Source organism: Polaromonas sp. CF318 (genome assembly GCF_000282655.1).
Taxonomy (GTDB): domain Bacteria; phylum Pseudomonadota; class Gammaproteobacteria; order Burkholderiales; family Burkholderiaceae_C; genus Polaromonas.
In genome coordinates this window covers 1-15938 of the sequence record NZ_AKIV01000153.1, presented here as the reverse complement: position 1 = coordinate 15938, position 15938 = coordinate 1, and the positions used below count along the sequence as shown (strand labels likewise).

General features: G+C 63.8%; 19 protein-coding genes. 13 read left to right on the top strand and 6 right to left on the bottom strand.

The features are described from left to right. Positions 1 to 65: 65 nt before the first annotated feature. Complete coding sequence (locus PMI15_RS23670; protein ID WP_007875043.1) at positions 66 to 812, bottom strand: SDR family oxidoreductase; 747 nt, start codon at positions 810 to 812, stop codon at positions 66 to 68. Between the two features lie 139 nt (positions 813 to 951). Here PMI15_RS23670 and PMI15_RS23665 point away from each other — a divergent pair, with 139 nt between their 5' ends. Genes PMI15_RS23665 through PMI15_RS23650 form a run of 4 tightly spaced genes read left to right on the top strand, consistent with a single transcriptional unit; the run spans position 952 to position 3854 of the window. Continuing rightward, complete coding sequence (locus PMI15_RS23665; protein ID WP_036840985.1) at positions 952 to 1560, top strand: 2-hydroxychromene-2-carboxylate isomerase; 609 nt, start codon at positions 952 to 954, stop codon at positions 1558 to 1560. A gap of 56 nt (positions 1561 to 1616) precedes the next feature. Further along, the gene (locus tag PMI15_RS23660; protein ID WP_007875032.1) at positions 1617 to 2306 is read left to right on the top strand and encodes a dienelactone hydrolase family protein; all 690 of its coding nucleotides are present in this window, start codon (positions 1617 to 1619) and stop codon (positions 2304 to 2306) included. 2 nt (positions 2307 to 2308) lie between these two features. Beyond that, a complete protein-coding gene (locus tag PMI15_RS23655; RefSeq protein ID WP_007875031.1) occupies positions 2309 to 3187 on the top strand; it encodes an amidohydrolase family protein in 879 nt (292 codons plus the stop codon). Positions 3188 to 3191: 4 nt separating this feature from the next. After that, complete coding sequence (locus PMI15_RS23650; RefSeq protein ID WP_036840984.1) at positions 3192 to 3854, top strand: glutathione S-transferase family protein; 663 nt, start codon at positions 3192 to 3194, stop codon at positions 3852 to 3854. A gap of 4 nt (positions 3855 to 3858) precedes the next feature. Here the strand turns inward: PMI15_RS23650 and PMI15_RS23645 are convergent, their stop codons facing one another. From PMI15_RS23645 to hemB, 4 genes are all read right to left on the bottom strand, one after another. Continuing rightward, positions 3859 to 4437 carry a DUF1003 domain-containing protein gene (locus PMI15_RS23645; protein WP_007875029.1) on the bottom strand — a complete coding sequence of 193 codons (579 nt, stop codon included), beginning with the start codon at positions 4435 to 4437 and terminating at the stop codon, positions 3859 to 3861. Between the two features lie 135 nt (positions 4438 to 4572). After that, complete coding sequence (locus tag PMI15_RS23640; protein ID WP_007875028.1) at positions 4573 to 5169, bottom strand: DUF2799 domain-containing protein; 597 nt, start codon at positions 5167 to 5169, stop codon at positions 4573 to 4575. Between the two features lie 41 nt (positions 5170 to 5210). Continuing rightward, the gene (locus PMI15_RS23635; protein WP_007875027.1) at positions 5211 to 6326 is read right to left on the bottom strand and encodes a magnesium transporter CorA family protein; all 1116 of its coding nucleotides are present in this window, start codon (positions 6324 to 6326) and stop codon (positions 5211 to 5213) included. A 3-nt stretch (positions 6327 to 6329) separates the two neighbouring features. Continuing rightward, the gene (gene hemB / locus PMI15_RS23630; RefSeq protein ID WP_007875026.1) at positions 6330 to 7346 is read right to left on the bottom strand and encodes a porphobilinogen synthase; all 1017 of its coding nucleotides are present in this window, start codon (positions 7344 to 7346) and stop codon (positions 6330 to 6332) included. 318 nt (positions 7347 to 7664) lie between these two features. Between hemB and PMI15_RS23625 the strand changes: the two genes are divergently transcribed. The 9 genes from PMI15_RS23625 to fusA all read left to right on the top strand — a co-directional run bounded on the left by PMI15_RS23625 (position 7665) and on the right by fusA (position 15776). After that, positions 7665 to 8093, top strand: coding sequence for a CopD family protein (locus PMI15_RS23625; RefSeq protein ID WP_007875025.1), 429 nt, complete (start codon positions 7665 to 7667; stop codon positions 8091 to 8093). A gap of 149 nt (positions 8094 to 8242) precedes the next feature. Beyond that, positions 8243 to 9355, top strand: coding sequence for a VanZ family protein (locus tag PMI15_RS23620; protein ID WP_007875023.1), 1113 nt, complete (start codon positions 8243 to 8245; stop codon positions 9353 to 9355). 178 nt (positions 9356 to 9533) lie between these two features. Beyond that, positions 9534 to 9806, top strand: coding sequence for a DUF2798 domain-containing protein (locus tag PMI15_RS23615; protein WP_007875022.1), 273 nt, complete (start codon positions 9534 to 9536; stop codon positions 9804 to 9806). Between the two features lie 44 nt (positions 9807 to 9850). Continuing rightward, positions 9851 to 10189: a ferredoxin gene (locus PMI15_RS23610; protein ID WP_007875021.1), complete on the top strand. Its 339-nt coding sequence runs from the start codon at positions 9851 to 9853 to the stop codon at positions 10187 to 10189. A 27-nt stretch (positions 10190 to 10216) separates the two neighbouring features. Further along, positions 10217 to 10858: an alpha/beta hydrolase gene (locus PMI15_RS23605; protein ID WP_007875020.1), complete on the top strand. Its 642-nt coding sequence runs from the start codon at positions 10217 to 10219 to the stop codon at positions 10856 to 10858. 54 nt (positions 10859 to 10912) lie between these two features. Beyond that, positions 10913 to 12130 carry a D-alanyl-D-alanine carboxypeptidase family protein gene (locus PMI15_RS23600; protein ID WP_007875019.1) on the top strand — a complete coding sequence of 406 codons (1218 nt, stop codon included), beginning with the start codon at positions 10913 to 10915 and terminating at the stop codon, positions 12128 to 12130. Between the two features lie 251 nt (positions 12131 to 12381). Further along, positions 12382 to 12759: a 30S ribosomal protein S12 gene (gene rpsL, locus PMI15_RS23595; RefSeq protein ID WP_007851137.1), complete on the top strand. Its 378-nt coding sequence runs from the start codon at positions 12382 to 12384 to the stop codon at positions 12757 to 12759. A gap of 222 nt (positions 12760 to 12981) precedes the next feature. Beyond that, on the top strand, positions 12982 to 13455 hold the full coding sequence (gene rpsG / locus PMI15_RS23590) for a 30S ribosomal protein S7 (RefSeq protein ID WP_011481226.1): 474 nt from the start codon (positions 12982 to 12984) through the stop codon (positions 13453 to 13455). A gap of 218 nt (positions 13456 to 13673) precedes the next feature. Next, the gene (fusA, locus tag PMI15_RS23585) at positions 13674 to 15776 is read left to right on the top strand and encodes an elongation factor G (protein ID WP_007875017.1); all 2103 of its coding nucleotides are present in this window, start codon (positions 13674 to 13676) and stop codon (positions 15774 to 15776) included. Here fusA and PMI15_RS25415 read toward each other — a convergent pair. After that, a partial coding sequence (locus PMI15_RS25415; RefSeq protein WP_238541183.1) for a hypothetical protein occupies positions 15754 to 15938 on the bottom strand: 185 nt, incomplete at its 5' end. The genes fusA and PMI15_RS25415 overlap by 23 nt on opposite strands.

Genomic DNA, 15938 nt, shown 5'->3' with positions numbered 1-15938 from the left:
CCGCAGGCGCAGCGCCCCCTCGGGGGGCAGAGAGCTACACGCAGTGAGCGAACGTGGGGGCACGACTACCTGCCTCCTGCCACATCCAGCAATGCGCCGGTGGTGTAGCCCGCATTGTCGCCTAGCAGCCAGACAATCGACGCGGCAACCTCGTCGGCGGTACCCGGGCGCTGCATGGGCACCTGGGGCGCCAGGTCGCGGGCGCGGTCGGGCAGGCCGCCCGAGGCGTGGATGTCAGTGTCAATGATGCCGGGGCGCACGGCATTCACGCGTATGCCTTCGGTGGCGACTTCCTTGGCCAGCCCGACGGTAAAAGTGTCGATGGCGCCCTTGGCCGATGCGTAGTCCACATACTGGCCCGGCGCGCCCAGCCGCGCCGCCGCGCTGGACACGTTGACGATGGAGCCGCCCGCGCCACCGTAGCGCGTGCTCATGCGCTTGACGGCTTCGCGCGCGCAGAGGAAGGAGCCGAACACATTGATCTCGAACATGCGCCGCAGCCGCGCCAGGGTGATGGCGTCGACGCGGGTGGTGCGGTCCACCACACCGGCGTTGTTGACCAGGCCGTCCAGCCGGCCCAGCTTGGCGTCCACTTTTTCGAACATGGCCAGCACCTGCGCCTCATCGGCCACGTCGGCCTGCACCGTGATGGCGTTGCCGCCGGCCTGGCGGACCTGCCGCACCACCTCGTCGGCCGCCAGGGAGTTGTTGGCGTAGTTGACGGCCACCGCCCAGCCCTGGCGCGCCGCCAGCAGGGCCGAGGCCGCGCCTATGCCGCGCGAGCCACCCGTGATCAGAACAACTTTTGACAAACCGCACCTCCTGCAGAAAATGGCAATCCCGGGTAAAAACAAGGATTGGGCGGATCAATGTACCCTAAGCCGTATCCTGCGCAATGCCCGGCTGCCGGCGGCGCGGCCCACCCATCCACAGACACTGACGGAGACACCCTTGAACACCACCGTGGACTACTATTTCACCCCGCAAAGCCCCTGGACCTACCTGGGCCATGAGCGCTTTGCGCAGATCGCCCGGGCGGCGGGCGCCACCGTGCGGGTGTTGCCCATAGACCTGGGCGGCAAGGTGTTTCCGATCTCGGGCGGCTTGCCGCTGGCCCAGCGGGCACCGCAGCGCCAGGCCTACCGGCTGCTGGAGCTGCAGCGCTATTCCGACTACCTGCACGCGCCGCTGAACCTCAAGCCCAAGTACTTCCCGGTCTCCGGCGACGACGCGTCGCGCCTCATCATCGCGGTGGACATGCACGACGGCAGCGAAGCCGCGATGAAAATCGGCGGCGCGATCTTCAGCGCCGTATGGGTGCGCGAGCGCCACATCGCCGATGAGAAAGTGCTGGCCGAGCTGCTCGCCGAGTGCGGCATGCCCGCCGAGCGGCTGGAGCAGTCCTTCAGCCAGGCGGTGCAGGAGCGCTATGAGGCCAACACCCAGCAGGCGATTGACGCCGGTGTCTTTGGTGCGCCCAGCTATGTCGTGGACGGCGAGCTGTTCTGGGGCCAGGACCGGCTTGACTTCGTCGAGCGCAAACTCATGGCGGGCGCCTGAAGCGGCTGCTGAGTTTATTCACCATTTCAACGGACACCATCCTCAAGGAGCATCCCATGGGCCAATTCATCAACCTCACGGCCGCTGACGGCTTTACCGTCCCTGCCTACGTCGCGCAACCCGAAGGCAAGCCGCGCGGCGGCGTCGTGGTGGTGCAGGAAATCTTCGGCGTCAACTCGCACATACGCGCCGTCACCGACCGCTTCGCCGCCCAGGGTTACCTCGCGGTGGCGCCCGCCACGTTTGAGCGCGTCAAGCCCGGCGTCGAAATGGGCTACAGCGAAGAAGACATGAAAGCCGGCTTTGAACTCAAAACCGCCGTCAGCGCCCTGCCCGGCGCCGGCGTGCTGCAGGACCTGCAGGCGGCGATAGACCATGCGGCCAAGGCCGGCGGCGGCAAGGTCGGCATCATCGGTTTTTGCTGGGGCGGCCTGCTGACCTGGCGGGCGGCCTGCCTGCTGGACGGCCTGTCGGCGGCGATTCCCTATTACGGCGGCGGCATCACGGCCGAGGAGGAAATCGCGCGCCAGCCCAAGTGCCCCGTCATGGCCCACTTCGGCGACCAGGACCACTGGATTCCCATGGAGGGCATTGAAGCCTTCACCAAGGCGCATCCTGAGGTCGAGGTGCATGTCTACCCGGCCAACCACGGTTTTAACTGCGACCAGCGCGGCTCGTACAACGAAGCGGCGGCCAAACTGGCGCGCGAGCGTTCGCTGGCCTTTTTCGCCGCCAAGCTGGCCTGAGCATGCGCGGCGCGTGGGCAGCCTTCATCCTGGCGGCATGCGCGGCGCCGGGCTTTGCGGCCGACTATGCCGGGCCGCTGTTTGACACGCACCTGCATTACAACGAGGAGGCCTGGAACGGTAACAGCGGTCCGCATTCGCCGGCCGACGTGCTGGCGCGCATGCAGCGCAACGGCGTCAAGGCCATCGTCGCCAACTCACGGCCCAACGACGGCACCAAGTCGCTTGCCGCCATGGCCGAGACGCGCAAGGCCGGCGTCACCGTGGTCCCTTTTATCCGCCTCTACCGCAACCGCGCCGACTACGACAACTGGTTTCGCGACGAGTCCATCTATGAGATGGTGCAAACCGAGTTCGCGCGCGGCGTGGCCGGCGACCAGGCCGGGCCGTACAAGGGCATAGGCGAGTTCCACCTTTATGACAGCGCCAATGCCAACGGCCCGGTGGCCCGCAAGCTGATGCAATTCGCCGCAAAGAACAAGCTCGCGGTGCTGGCCCATGTGGACGACACGGCCATAGACCTGCTGATGGCCCATGCGCCCGATGCCCGGCTGGTGTGGGCGCACACCGGCATAGGCGGCGCATCGGTGGAGAAGGTCGATGCACTGTTGGGCAAATACCCGCAGCTCATGGGCGAGCTGTCTTACCGGCCGGGCCTGACCTGCGACGCCGGCAAGCTGTGTCCCGAATGGCGTGCCTTGCTGCTCAAGTACCCCGGCCGCTTCATGATTGGCTCCGACACCTGGGTCAACCAGCGCTGGCTGTATTACGACGAACTCATGAAGGGCTATCGCGTCTGGCTGGGCGACCTGCCGCCCGACGTGGCGCGCAAGATCGCCTGGGGCAATGCGGCTGGCATCTTCGGCGTCACTGCACAATAGCTTTATGTATCAATTGCACTTCTCCCCAAGTACCGCCGCCATGGCGCCCCATATCCTGCTCCAGGAGCTGGGCGTTCCCTTTGAAAAAATCCTGGTCGACACCAGCACGGGCGCGCATCGTTCCGAGGCCTACCGCAAACTCAATCCCAACGGCCTGATCCCGACGCTGGTCGACGGCGACCTGGTGCTTTACGAAACCGCCGCGATCTGCCTGCACCTGTGCGACATGCACCCCGAGGCCGGCCTGGCCCCGGCGCTGGGCACCGCGGAGCGCGCGCATTTCTACAAGTGGCTGGTCTGGCTGACCAACACCCTGCAGTCCACCCTGATCATTTATTTCTACACCGACCGCTGGATGGACGCCGGCAACAGCGCGGGTGTGGCCGAACTGAAGTCGCACGCCGAGGCCAAGGTCGGCTTGATGCTGGACCAGCTGGACGCGGAACTGGCGCGGCTGGAAAAAGCGCATGGCCAGCCCTGGTTGCTGGGCGCGAAGTACTCGGCGGTGGATATCTACACGCTGATGCTGTGCCGCTGGACGCGCAACTTCGCCTCCAAACCCGCGCGCGACCGCGCGCACCTGGGTGCCTATTTGAAGCGCGCGCTGGCACGCCCCGCGGTGATCAAGGCCTTCGAGGCCGAAGGGCTGGCCCAGCCCTGGGTCTGAAACGCTAGCTTTTCTTCGCGGCCTCTGCGGCCGCCGAGTCCTCGCGCCGCGCCTGCTCGATCTGGGCGACCAGTTTTTCCGGGTCGGTGGTTTCCTCCATGATGCGAACGTCGGGGTCGGCAATATTGGCGCCGACTTTTTTAGCGATGCGCTCCAGCATCTGGATCATCTTGGTGTTTTCCTGCTCGGTCAGCAGGTTGATCTGCAGGTCCAGCTGGTTGCGCCTGTCGCTGATGCGCAGCTCGTAGTTCTGGCTGATCAGGATAAAGGACGCGAGAAAGATCGCCTCGAGCGACACCACCAGCGTGAGGAAGGTGAAGGGATAAGGGTCCCAATGCGCCAGCCCCGGCCAGGTGTTGAGGATGATCCAGCACGCGAATGCGGCCGCGTGCAGCCAGACAAAAGGCATGGAGCCGCAGAAGCCGGCGATGAAGGCCGCCATGCGGTCGGCGCGGCTGCGGTTGGCCATCGCCATTTCCTCCACGCGCCGCATGGACTGCACGTTTTCGCGCGTGAGGTCGTCGGCGCAGACGTCGCGCGGACGCGTTTCACTGTGCCGGGCGCCAGCGGGCTGCTTGTGCATGGGAATCCTCCTTCATGGGCATGGATGCGCTCGCGCCAGTGTGTCCAGTGCAGGCGAAAGAGGACGTCGGACGCCGCCGTGTGGTGGCGCCGGCAAATGGCTTCTGGCGCGGTGCCTGGGCTGCCGCAGGCCCGGCTAGTACTGGCCGCGCTGGCGCATGTCGCTGCGCAGGCGGTCCAACTGGTAGCTGGCATCGCGCACCGCGTAGCGGGCTTCTTCAATGCGCCGGTCCGAGCGCGCGAGCTGCTCGCGCAGGGTGCGCTTGCGGTCTTCGGCGGTTTTGGCGTCGCGCAGTTCCGCCTGCATCTGGTCCTGCTCGCGCTGCAGCCGCGCCAGGGTCTTGCGGGCGTCCTGCTCGCGCCAGGCGATGCCGTGGATGTTGCGAAAGTTCTGGTCCATGGGTGCGGGGCAGACGCCTTCGTAGCTGTTGCCTGCCAGGCCTTCGTTGAGGGCGTTGGCCGGCTGGCAGTAGCTTTGCAGGCCCTGGTCCCGGCCGGCGCGGTAGACGGCCACGTTCACGGCAATGCCCGCCTTGGCGCAAGACTCGTAGTAGTCGGCGGCGCGGTCGGTGCGGCCGCGGCGGCCGTCCTGCACACCCAGCTGGCGCCAGTCGGCGGTGGCGCACTCGGCCGGGCTCAGGCTCTCGCAGCCGGCCAGTAGCGCCGAGGCGGCCAGCAGAACCGCCAAAGGTCGGGTGGCGGCAAAGATGGAGCGGGTCAGGTCTGCAGACATGGGCTGTATCTCCTGCGAAGGGCTGAGGATTTGCGGCGGGCCTAGCGCCGGGTTCTGGCCAGGTATTGCTTGCGCCAGAACACCGTCCCGACCACGGCGACGATCAGGACCATCAAACCGGCGGTCCACCAGAAGCCGGTGGAAGTGTGAAGAAAAGGCATGAACTCGAAATTCATGCCGAAGAAGCCGGTGATCAGGTTCAGCGGCAGGAAGATGGCGGTCAGCGCCGTGAGCGTGCGCATGATGTCGTTGGTGCGGTTGCTTTGCGCCGAAAAATGCATCTGCACCGCGGTTTCGGCGCTTTGCTCCATGCGGCGCACATGGTGGACCACGCGTTCTATGTGCTCCAGCACGTCGCGCGAGCGCACCTTGAGCAGCTCGCGTTCGCGCACCAGGGCGGGCGTGCCGCCTTCGGGCCAGGTCTCCACGGAATCGATCCAGTCCTGCACGGCCGAGCGCTGGTCCTCGCAGATTTCGTCCAGCTGGTGCATGGCCAGCCGCGCGTCGAGCACCGAGCTCCAGTTGGTAAAGCGCGTGCCGGGCCTGAGCAGTTCGGACTGCCAGTGGTCGAGCTGGCGCGTGAGTTCACGCCGCAACTCCAGGTAGCCGTCCACGATCTGGTTGACGATGCGCAGCATCATGTCGGCGGGGCTGGCGGGCAGCTTGACGCCGCTGGAGCGCGACTCGGCGGTGGTGGCGTTCAACAGGCGGGACGCGTAGGCGTCGCGCACCGCGCAATCAGCGGGATGCACCGTCAGCAGCAGCTGGTCGAACACGGCGAAACCGACCGGGCTGGTGTCTATGCGTTTGAGCACCGGCGGCCCGCTGCGTTTGAGGCGCGCCTGCAGCGGCTCGCCGGGCTGGCTGAGATCGGTCTCGGCCTGGGCGGCGGCCAGGCGGCGGAACACCAGGATGTCGTACTGCGAGGTGTAGTCATAGTGCGAGGGCAACTGGTTGTTCAGCAGGTCGGAGACATGCAGGTCCACCAGCTGGGTGCCGCACAGCAGCTGCAGGCTGGCCTGGATCTGGGTCTGCAGCGCCTCGAACTCGCGGCGGGCGCAGGCGATCCAGACAAAACCCTGCGCCGGCAACTGGGTCGGCAGGGCCTCGGTTTCGACGACGCCCTGGCTGCCGGCGCTGATGGTGAAAACGCGCACCGCTCAGGCCTGGCGCAGCTTGCGCGCGGCATCGATGGCGAAATAGGTCAGCACGCCGTCGGCGCCGGCGCGCTTGAAGGCCAGCAGGCTTTCCATCATGACCGCGTCGTGGTCCAGCCAGCCGTTTTGTGCGGCGGCCTTCATCATGGCGTATTCGCCGCTGACCTGGTAGGCGAAGGTGGGCACCTTGAACTCGTCCTTCACGCGGCGCACCACGTCCAGGTAGGGCATGCCGGGCTTGACCATCACCATGTCGGCGCCCTCGGCGATGTCCATGGCCACCTCGCGCAGCGCTTCATCGCTGTTGCCCGGGTCCATCTGGTAGACCTTTTTGTCGGCCTTGCCGAGGTTGCCGGCCGAGCCCACCGCATCGCGGAAGGGGCCGTAGAAGGCGCTCGCGTACTTGGCGCTGTAGGCCATGATGCGTGTGTGGATCAGCTTTTTGGCTTCCAGCGCCTGGCGGATGGCGCCTATGCGGCCGTCCATCATGTCGCTGGGCGCGACCATGTCCACGCCGGCCTCGGCCTGGCACATCGCCTGCCGGACCAGCATGGCCACCGTCTCTTCATTCAGGATGTAACCGTTTTCGTCCGGCAGGCCGTCCTGGCCATGCGTGGTGAAAGGGTCCAGCGCGACGTCGGTCATCACGCCCAGGCCGGGGAAGTTCTTTTTGAGTTCGCGCACCACGCGCGGAATCAGGCCGTCCGGGTTGGTGGCTTCCTTGCCGTCATAGGTTTTGAGCGAGGCGTCGACCACCGGGAACAAGGCCATGACCGGGATGCCCAGCTTCACGCATTCCTCTGCCACCGGCAGCAGCAGGTCCAGGCTCAGCCTTTCGACGCCGGGCATGGAGGCCACCGGCTGGCGCTGCTGTTTGCCGTCCACCACAAACACGGGGTAAATCAAGTCGTTTGCGGTAAGTGTGTGCTCGCGTACCAGATTGCGAGTGAAGGCGTCACGGCGCAGGCGGCGGGGGCGGCCCGCCGGAAAGGGGGCGAAGTTGGAGGCGTGAAAAGTCATGCGCAAATTGTGCCAAAGCTTTCGGAAAAGCCATGAGGTATTTGGCGGGCGGCCGTGCGCGGAGCGCCTGGGCTGGCTTTACATGATTGTTTCTTAGTTTACTTAGGAAAGCATTGCCAAGGTCTGACGGCCGTGGTTAGAATTGATACGTGTGGTTACCATTTGGTGGCTGCATCCCGCTTTTCCTCCCTGAGCGGGGCCTTTGCGTGTGACAGCAAGAAGGCTTACCAGCCCGGCTGGCCTCGTGCCAACCGGGCGTTTTTTTGCCCCGCGTATTCATAAATCCGTTTGCCGGGGAGCGCGGTCTAAACTACCCGGATGCTCTGGGTCAAATCACTCCACATCGTCTTTATCGCCAGCTGGTTTGCCGGGCTGTTTTACCTGCCGCGCATCTTTGTGAACCTGGCGATGGTGCCGCCGGAAAGCGTGGCCGAGCGCGAGCGGCTGGTGCTGATGGCGCGCAAGCTGATGCGCTTCACCACCATCCTGGCCGTGCCGGCGCTGGCTTTTGGCCTCTGGCTTTACCTGGGTTACGGCATAGGCCGCGGCCCGGGCAATGGCTGGATGCACGCCAAGCTCGCCGTGGTGGTGCTGGTGATCGGCTATCACCATGCCTGCGGCCGCCTGCTCGCGAAGTTCGTCGCCAACCGCAACACGCGCAGCCACAAGTGGTTTCGCTGGTTCAATGAAGTGCCTGTGCTGCTGCTGCTGGCCGCAGTCATCCTGGTCGTGGTCAAGCCCTTTTAGGATCACAAGCGGGCATCAAAGTGACGAAGCAGGCCCCCTCCCCAAAACCAGCAGGCGCCAGCGGGCCGGCTTTGCCGGACGCTAGGCGTCGCCCCCTGCAAGGGGGGGCAGAACTACACGAAGCGAAGCGCAGTGAGGATGTCGGGGGTGTGCCAAATCCAAGGGGTGTTCATAGGACCACCGCCTGGCCCCTCGCGCTGGCCACCATCTGCCTGATTGTTTACGCCAGCCTCTATCCCTTCACGGACTGGCGCGACCAGGGCATTTCACCCTTTCGCTTCCTGACGGCGCCACTGCCGCAGTACTGGACTGGTTTTGACGTGGGCGCCAACCTGCTGGGTTATGCGCCGCTGGGCTTCCTGCTGGCGCTGTCGGCCCTGCGCAGCCGGCGCGTGTCCTGGGCCGTGACGGTGGCGGTGCTGGCCAGTGGACTGCTGTCGCTGGCGATGGAGACGCTGCAAAGCTACCTGCCGGTGCGCATTCCTTCCAATGTCGACCTGCTGCTGAACACGGTGGGTGCCTGGCTGGGTGCCTGCTTCGCCTGGGCACTGGAAAAAGCCGGCGTGGTGAACCGCTGGAGCCGCTTTCGCGGGCGTTGGTTTGCCCATGACGCGCGGGGCGCGCTGGTGCTGCTGGTGCTCTGGCCTATGGCCCTGTTGTTTCCGGCCTCCGTGCCCATGGGGTTGGGCCAGGTGTTCGAGCGGCTGGAGGCGGCCCTGGCCGATGCGCTGGCCGACACGCCTTTCCTGGAGTGGATGCCGGTGCGCGATGTGGAGTTGCAGCCCCTGGTGCCCATCGCGGAATTGGTCTGCGTGGCGCTGGGCGCGCTGATTCCCTGCCTGCTCGGCTATTGCGTGATCCGCACGCTCTGGCAGCGGGCGGCCTTTTCGGCGGCGGTGGTTGCTGCCGGTATCGTGGCATCGGCACTTTCCGCAGCCTTGAGTTACGGCCCCGACCACGCCTGGGCCTGGCTGGACACACCGGTACAGGCGGGCATAGGCTTGGCGGCCGTGCTGGCCCTGTTGCTGCTGGCCGTGCCGCGCCGGGCCGCAGCGGCGTTGGCGCTGCTGGCGCTGGCCATTCACCTGGGGCTGCTCAACCAGGCGCCAGCGGACCCCTACTTCGCCCAGACGCTGCAGACCTGGGAGCAGGGCCGTTTCATCCGCTTTCACGGAGTGGTCCAATGGCTGGGCTGGCTCTGGCCGTACGCGGCGCTTTTGTATGTGCTGGTGCGGCTGTCGGGCCGGGAACCAAAACCCTAGCCGGACGCGGCATCACCGTCATCTGCTACTATCGCCCAGCGATCTCCCTCAAGAGTTGCCGTAAGCGTTTACGTCAATCAACGCGCCAACCACCGCCGGCCATGCCGGGCGTGTGTTTTCCCTCAGGCCTGCCGGCCGCGGGAAAGGCGCCTTGACTGGACGGCTTATGGAAACATGTATGAACTCTTCGAAATCTTCATCGCGCACCTCTTTCGGTTTTGCCAAGCTCCCCGCACGCAGCGCGCGCTGGGTCACGCCCTTGCTGCTGTCGCTGTTCATGACCTGCATCGTCTCGCTCATCAGCACATTCAAAGGCGTGGGCCTTGCGCCCGGCTTCCTGCGCATCTGGCTGGGCGCCTGGGCTGTTTCGTGGGTCATTGCCTTCCCGACCTTGCTGCTGATTCTCCCGCTGGTGAGGAAGGCGACGGCTTTTGTCGTCGAGACAGCCTGAGCCCCGCGGAACATATCGAACACCACATCCTCTAAAGTCACCACATGCCTGAACACAATTCCTATTACGAACGCCATATCTTTTTTTGCCTGAACCAGCGCGCCAACGGTGAAGACTGCTGCGCCGATCACCGCGCCCAGGAAGGCTTTGACCGCTGCAAGTCGCAAGTCAAGGCCGCCGGGCTGGCCGGGCCCGGCAAGGTGCGGGTCAACAAGGCCGGCTGCCTGGACCGCTGCGCGGGCGGCCCGGTGGCCGTGGTTTACCCGGAAGCGGTTTGGTACACCTATGTCGACGCCAGCGACATCGACGAGATCGTCGAATCGCACCTCAAAAACGGCAAGGTGGTTGAGCGCCTGCTCACGCCCGCGCACCTGGGGCGCTAGGCCTCCCGATTGAAGAAAGCGGTTTTCGTGAACTCCCAAACCCAAAAATCCATCATCCAGGGCCCGGCGGGCGCGCTGGAAATCGCGCTGGACCTCCCGGCCGGCGATTCGCGCGGCGTGGCGATCATTGCGCACCCGCATCCGCTGTTTGCCGGCACCATGGACAACAAAGTGGTGCAGACGCTGGCGCGGGCTTTTGTGCACTGCGGCTGGACGGCGGTGCGCTTTAACTTTCGCGGCGTGGGCGGCAGCGTCGGCAGCCACGACGAAGGTCGGGGCGAGCTCGAGGACCTGCTGGCGGTGGTGGAGCACGCCGCGCCGGCGGGCGCCGGGCAGCCGCTGGCGCTTGCGGGGTTCTCCTTCGGCGCTTTTGTGACCACGCATGCCTTCCAGCGCCTGGCCGCCGGCCGCACGATCGAGAAGCTGGTGCTGGTCGGCACCAGCGTGAGCCGCGCGCCGGCCGCTCCGATTGACCCGGCCGCGCACCTCAAAACCCTGGTGGTGCACGGCGAGCAGGATGACACGGTGTTGCTGTCGGCCGTGATGGACTGGGCGCGCCCGCAGGCACTGCCTGTTACGGTTGTGCCCGGGGGTGGCCATTTCTTTCATGGACAATTGCCCCTGTTGAAAAATCTCGTGGTCCGCCATCTGTCCTCGCCTTCAGCCTGACCCGCGCCGCCAGGCTTTTTGTTTTTTTTAAATCCTACTTTCCAGCGATACCCCATGCACCTTTCCTTCAAGGCTTCCCGTCCGGCCGCCGGCCTGCGCGACTTCGCCGCCGTTGCCCTCCTGGCTTTCTCCGCGGTGCTGCCCCAGGCGCACGCCCAGGTACCGCAAGCGCCTGAAATCGCCGCGCGCTCGTATTTGCTGCTGGACGTCACCGCCAACCAGATCCTGGCCGCCAAGGACATCGATTCCCCGGTCGAGCCGGCCTCGTTGACCAAGCTGATGACCGAATACCTGGTCTTCGATGCGCTCAAATCCAAGAAGATCGACCTGAAGCAGACCTTCGGCGTCAGCGAGCGCGCCTGGAAGATGCCGGGTTCGCGCATGTTCATCGACCCGAAAATGCAGGTGCCTGTGGAGGACCTCATCAAGGGCATGGTGGTGCAATCGGGCAACGACGCGACCATGGCGCTGGCCGAAGGCGTGGGCGGTACGGCCGAGCATTTTGTGCAGCTCATGAACGAGCAGGCCAAGGCGCTGGGCATGAAATCGACGTCCTACAGGAACCCGGAAGGCCTGACCGAGGTGGGCCACACCACCACCGCGCGTGACCTGAGCATCCTGGCCACGCGGCTGATGACGGATTTCCCCGATTACATCGGCTACTCGGCCATCAAAAAGTACCGCTACCCCGGCACGCCGGCCGCCAACGACACCAACCGCAACACCCTGCTGTTTCGCGACCCGACGGTGGACGGCCTCAAAACCGGCCATACCGACGCCGCCGGTTACTGCATGATCGCCACGGCCAAGCGCGACTTCCCCAACCTGGGCACGGCCGGCGCGCCGGGCGGACGGCGCCTGCTGGCCATTGTGCTGGGCACCACCAGCGACAGCGCCCGCGCCAATGAATCGCAAAAGCTGCTCAACTGGGGCTACACCGCCTATGAAGCCGTCAAGCTGTTTGATGCCGGCCAGGCGGTGGTCGCGCCATCCGTCTGGAAGGGCAAGTCGTCCACCGTGAAGCTGGGCCGGCCCCAGGCCATCGTGGTGGCAGTGGCCGCCGGCAGCGCGCCCAAGGTCAAAACCCAGGTGGCCCGGCCGGACCCGCTGGTCGCTCCTTTTGCCAAAGGGCAGGCGGTCGGCATACTCAAGGTCATGCTGGGCGACAACCCGGCGCCGGTGGCCGAGGTGCCCTTGGTGGCCTTGGAAGCGGTGGAAGAAGCCGGCATTCTGGGCCGTGCCTGGGATGCCATCCGGCTTTGGATCAAATAAGGCAGATGACAGCCGTCCGGGAGTGTGCACTAACATTCCCGGTGATTTGAGCCTGGCGTGGCGTCAAAATCCCGAAAACGCTGGCTTGCTTTGGCTGTCGCGCGCAGGCGCAGCTTGGCGCTTTCCGCCTTTTACTTGAGCGTTTCCCCCAACCGGTTTATACTAGAAGGCTTTTCCGCTTTCACGGCGGGAAACATTTGTGGCCGTATCAACACGGTAAATCAGTTTTCAGACGTTTAGGGACGTTTTCAATGCCAACCATTAATCAGTTAGTCCGTCAGGGGCGCGAGGTCGAAAAGATCAAGTCCAAGAGCCCTGCGATGGAAAATTCCCCGCAGCGCCGCGGTGTGTGCACCCGTGTGTACACCACGACGCCTAAAAAGCCCAATTCCGCTCTGCGTAAGGTTGCCAAGGTGCGCCTGACCAACGGTTTTGAGGTCATCTCCTACATCGGCGGCGAAGGCCACAACCTGCAGGAACACAGCGTGGTGCTGGTTCGCGGCGGCCGTGTCAAGGACTTGCCCGGTGTGCGTTACCACATCGTCCGTGGCTCGCTCGACTTGCAAGGCGTGAAAGACCGCAAGCAGTCGCGTTCCAAGTACGGTGCGAAGAAGCCAAAGGCCAAATAAGCCAGGCGGCTCGGGTTGTCTCTTCATTGAGAGCTCGCGCCAGAAGAGGTTGTCACATAAGTCTGTGATAGTTCTTCAAAACAGGTGTTTCACTCGCCCTGGCAGGTGATTGAAACGAAGTGACCCAAGTGCAAATGGTTGCACCGGTCGAGTAAGTGAGGGTTTTGATAACTCTCGCGGTGTTGCCAAAGGCAATGCCAACTGAAGCAAAGAGGTGAAAAAATGCCACGTCGTCGCGAAGTCCCTAAACGTGAAATTCTTCCTGATCCGAAATTTGGTGATGTTGATCTCGCCAAGTTCATGAACGTGATCATGCAAGGCGGCAAAAAGGCCGTCGCAGAGCGCATCATTTATGGCGCGCTCGACTTTATCGAGAAAAAGAACCCCGGCAAAGATCCGCTCGAGGCCTTCCACATGGCCATCGGCAACATCAAGCCCATGGTTGAAGTGAAATCCCGCCGCGTCGGCGGCGCCAACTACCAGGTGCCGGTTGAAGTGCGTCCCGTCCGCCGTATGGCCCTGGCCATGCGCTGGCTCAAGGAAGCCGCCAAGAAGCGCGGCGAGAAGTCCATGTCCCTGCGTCTGGCCAATGAGCTGATGGAAGCGACCGAAGGCCGCGGCGGTGCCATGAAAAAGCGTGACGAAGTTCACCGCATGGCAGAAGCCAACAAGGCGTTCAGCCACTTCCGCTTCTGATTTTCGATCGCAGTGCTGCGCTGACTTGAGGGGTTGCCGGCCGGTTTCGGGGTGTGAGTCACCTTGATTGCCGGCGGTTCAGCCCCAATTTCTGCCAGCCGGGTGTCGTGCACAACATCACTCCCGGCCGGCGGACGCGTAGAAAAAATGAAGGATGCCCGGATCGCGGGCAGTCTTTCAACGAGTCTTTGTTCGTAACCCCGAACTGAAAGTAATTTATGTCCCGCGCTACCCCCATTCAAAACTACCGCAACATTGGTATCTCCGCGCACATCGACGCCGGCAAGACCACCACCACCGAGCGGATCCTTTTTTACACCGGCGTGAACCACAAGATTGGTGAAGTGCACGACGGCGCAGCGACCATGGACTGGATGGAGCAGGAGCAGGAGCGTGGCATCACGATTACCTCCGCCGCCACCACCTGCTTCTGGCGCGGCATGGACACGTCCCTGCCAGAGCACCGCATCAACATCATCGACACCCCGGGCCACGTGGACTTCACCATCGAGGTGGAGCGTTCCATGCGCGTGCTTGACGGCGCCTGCATGGTGTACTGCGCCGTGGGCGGCGTTCAGCCCCAGTCCGAAACCGTCTGGCGCCAGGCCAACAAGTACAAGGTTCCACGCCTTGCGTTCGTCAACAAGATGGACCGCACCGGCGCGAACTTCTTCAAGGTCGTTGAGCAGATGAAGCTGCGCCTGAAGGCCAGCCCCGTGCCCATGGTGATCCCCATCGGCGCCGAAGAAAACTTCACCGGCGTGGTCGACCTGATCAAGATGAAGGCCATCATCTGGGACGAAGCGTCCCAGGGCATGAAGTTCACCTACAGCGAGATTCCCGCTGAACTGGTGGCGACCGCCAAGGAATGGCGCGAGAAGATGGTCGAGGCTGCTGCCGAGGCGTCTGAAGAGTTCATGAACAAGTACCTTGAAGAAGGCGACTTGACCGAAGACGAAATCAAGCTGGGCATCCGCACGCGCACCATCGCCAGCGAAATCCAGCCGATGTACTGCGGCTCCGCCTTCAAGAACAAGGGTGTGCAGCGCATGCTGGACGCCGTGATCGAATTCATGCCTTCGCCCGTGGACATTCCACCCGTGAGCGGCACCGACGAAGACGAAGCGCCTGTGGTTCGCAAGGCCGACGACGAAGAGAAATTCTCCGCATTGGCCTTCAAGCTGATGACCGACCCGTTTGTGGGCCAGCTGACCTTTGTGCGCGTTTACTCCGGCGTTCTGAAAAAGGGCGACAGCGTTTACAACCCGGTCAAGGGCAAGAAAGAGCGTATCGGCCGTATCGTGCAGATGCACGCCAACAACCGTGAAGAAGTCAGCGAAATCCGCGCCGGCGACATCGCCGCCTGCGTGGGCCTCAAAGACGTGACCACCGGCGAAACGCTGTGCGATCCCGATGCCATCGTCATGCTCGAGCGCATGGTGTTCCCTGAGCCCGTGATTGCACAGGCCGTGGAACCCAAGACCAAGGCCGACCAGGAGAAAATGGGCATCGCCCTGCAGCGCCTGGCGCAGGAAGATCCTTCTTTCCGCGTCAAGACCGACGAAGAATCCGGCCAGACCATCATCGCCGGTATGGGCGAGCTGCACCTGGAAATCATTGTTGACCGCATGAAGCGTGAATTCGGCGTGGAAGCCAACGTGGGCAAGCCCCAGGTGGCCTACCGCGAAACCATCCGCAAGACCGTGGAAGAAGCCGAAGGCAAGTTTGTGCGCCAGTCCGGCGGTAAGGGCCAGTACGGCCACGTTGTGCTCAAGATCGAGCCCAACGAAGCCGGCAAGGGCATCGAATTCGTCGACGCCATCAAGGGCGGTGTGGTTCCCCGTGAATTCATCCCCGCCGTGGAAAAGGGCATCAACGAAGCCGTCACGTCCGGCGTGCTGGCCGGCTACCCTGTGGTCGACGTCAAGGTCACGCTGCACTTCGGTTCGTACCACGATGTGGACTCGAACGAACTGGCCTTCAAGATGGCCGCCATTTTCGGCTTCAAGGAAGGCTGCAAAAAGGCCGGCCCCGTGATTCTGGAGCCGATGATGGCTGTGGAAGTCGAAACGCCTGAAGACTACGCCGGTAACGTGATGGGCGACCTGTCCTCACGCCGCGGCATGGTGCAGGGCATGGAAGACATGGTGGGCGGCGGCAAGGCCATCAAGGCCGAAGTGCCGCTGTCGGAAATGTTCGGTTATTCGACCACGCTGCGTTCGATGTCGCAGGGCCGTGCTACCTACTCCATGGAGTTCAAGCACTACTCTGAAGCTCCGCGCAACGTGTCGGAAGCCATCATGGCTGCCCGCGCCAAGTAAGTAAGCTCAGCTGCCGGTCCCGGGTGGGGCCGGCTTTTTTCCTTGTCTGCGATTGTGTGCCGCTTTGTGCCCGTGCGAAGCGAATCAGCAACACAGTGCAGACGTTAAACCGTACACGGGCATGTTCTTTATCTGGAGAGAAAAATGGCAAAAGGCAAATTT

Bases quoted from the DNA above. Each gene is read 5' to 3' on its own strand.
- PMI15_RS23660 (WP_007875032.1), top strand. From the start codon at position 1,617: ATGGGCCAATTCATCAACCTCACGGCCGCTGACGGCTTTACCGTCCCT.
- PMI15_RS23655 (WP_007875031.1), top strand. From the start codon at position 2,309: ATGCGCGGCGCGTGGGCAGCCTTCATCCTGGCGGCATGCGCGGCGCCG.
- PMI15_RS23650 (WP_036840984.1), top strand. From the start codon at position 3,192: ATGTATCAATTGCACTTCTCCCCAAGTACCGCCGCCATGGCGCCCCAT.
- PMI15_RS23645 (WP_007875029.1), bottom strand. From the start codon at position 4,437: ATGCACAAGCAGCCCGCTGGCGCCCGGCACAGTGAAACGCGTCCGCGC.
- PMI15_RS23640 (WP_007875028.1), bottom strand. From the start codon at position 5,169: ATGTCTGCAGACCTGACCCGCTCCATCTTTGCCGCCACCCGACCTTTG.
- hemB (WP_007875026.1), bottom strand. From the start codon at position 7,346: ATGACTTTTCACGCCTCCAACTTCGCCCCCTTTCCGGCGGGCCGCCCC.
- PMI15_RS23625 (WP_007875025.1), top strand. From the start codon at position 7,665: ATGCTCTGGGTCAAATCACTCCACATCGTCTTTATCGCCAGCTGGTTT.
- PMI15_RS23615 (WP_007875022.1), top strand. From the start codon at position 9,534: ATGAACTCTTCGAAATCTTCATCGCGCACCTCTTTCGGTTTTGCCAAG.
- PMI15_RS23610 (WP_007875021.1), top strand. From the start codon at position 9,851: ATGCCTGAACACAATTCCTATTACGAACGCCATATCTTTTTTTGCCTG.
- PMI15_RS23600 (WP_007875019.1), top strand. From the start codon at position 10,913: ATGCACCTTTCCTTCAAGGCTTCCCGTCCGGCCGCCGGCCTGCGCGAC.
- rpsL (WP_007851137.1), top strand. From the start codon at position 12,382: ATGCCAACCATTAATCAGTTAGTCCGTCAGGGGCGCGAGGTCGAAAAG.
- rpsG (WP_011481226.1), top strand. From the start codon at position 12,982: ATGCCACGTCGTCGCGAAGTCCCTAAACGTGAAATTCTTCCTGATCCG.
- fusA (WP_007875017.1), top strand. From the start codon at position 13,674: ATGTCCCGCGCTACCCCCATTCAAAACTACCGCAACATTGGTATCTCC.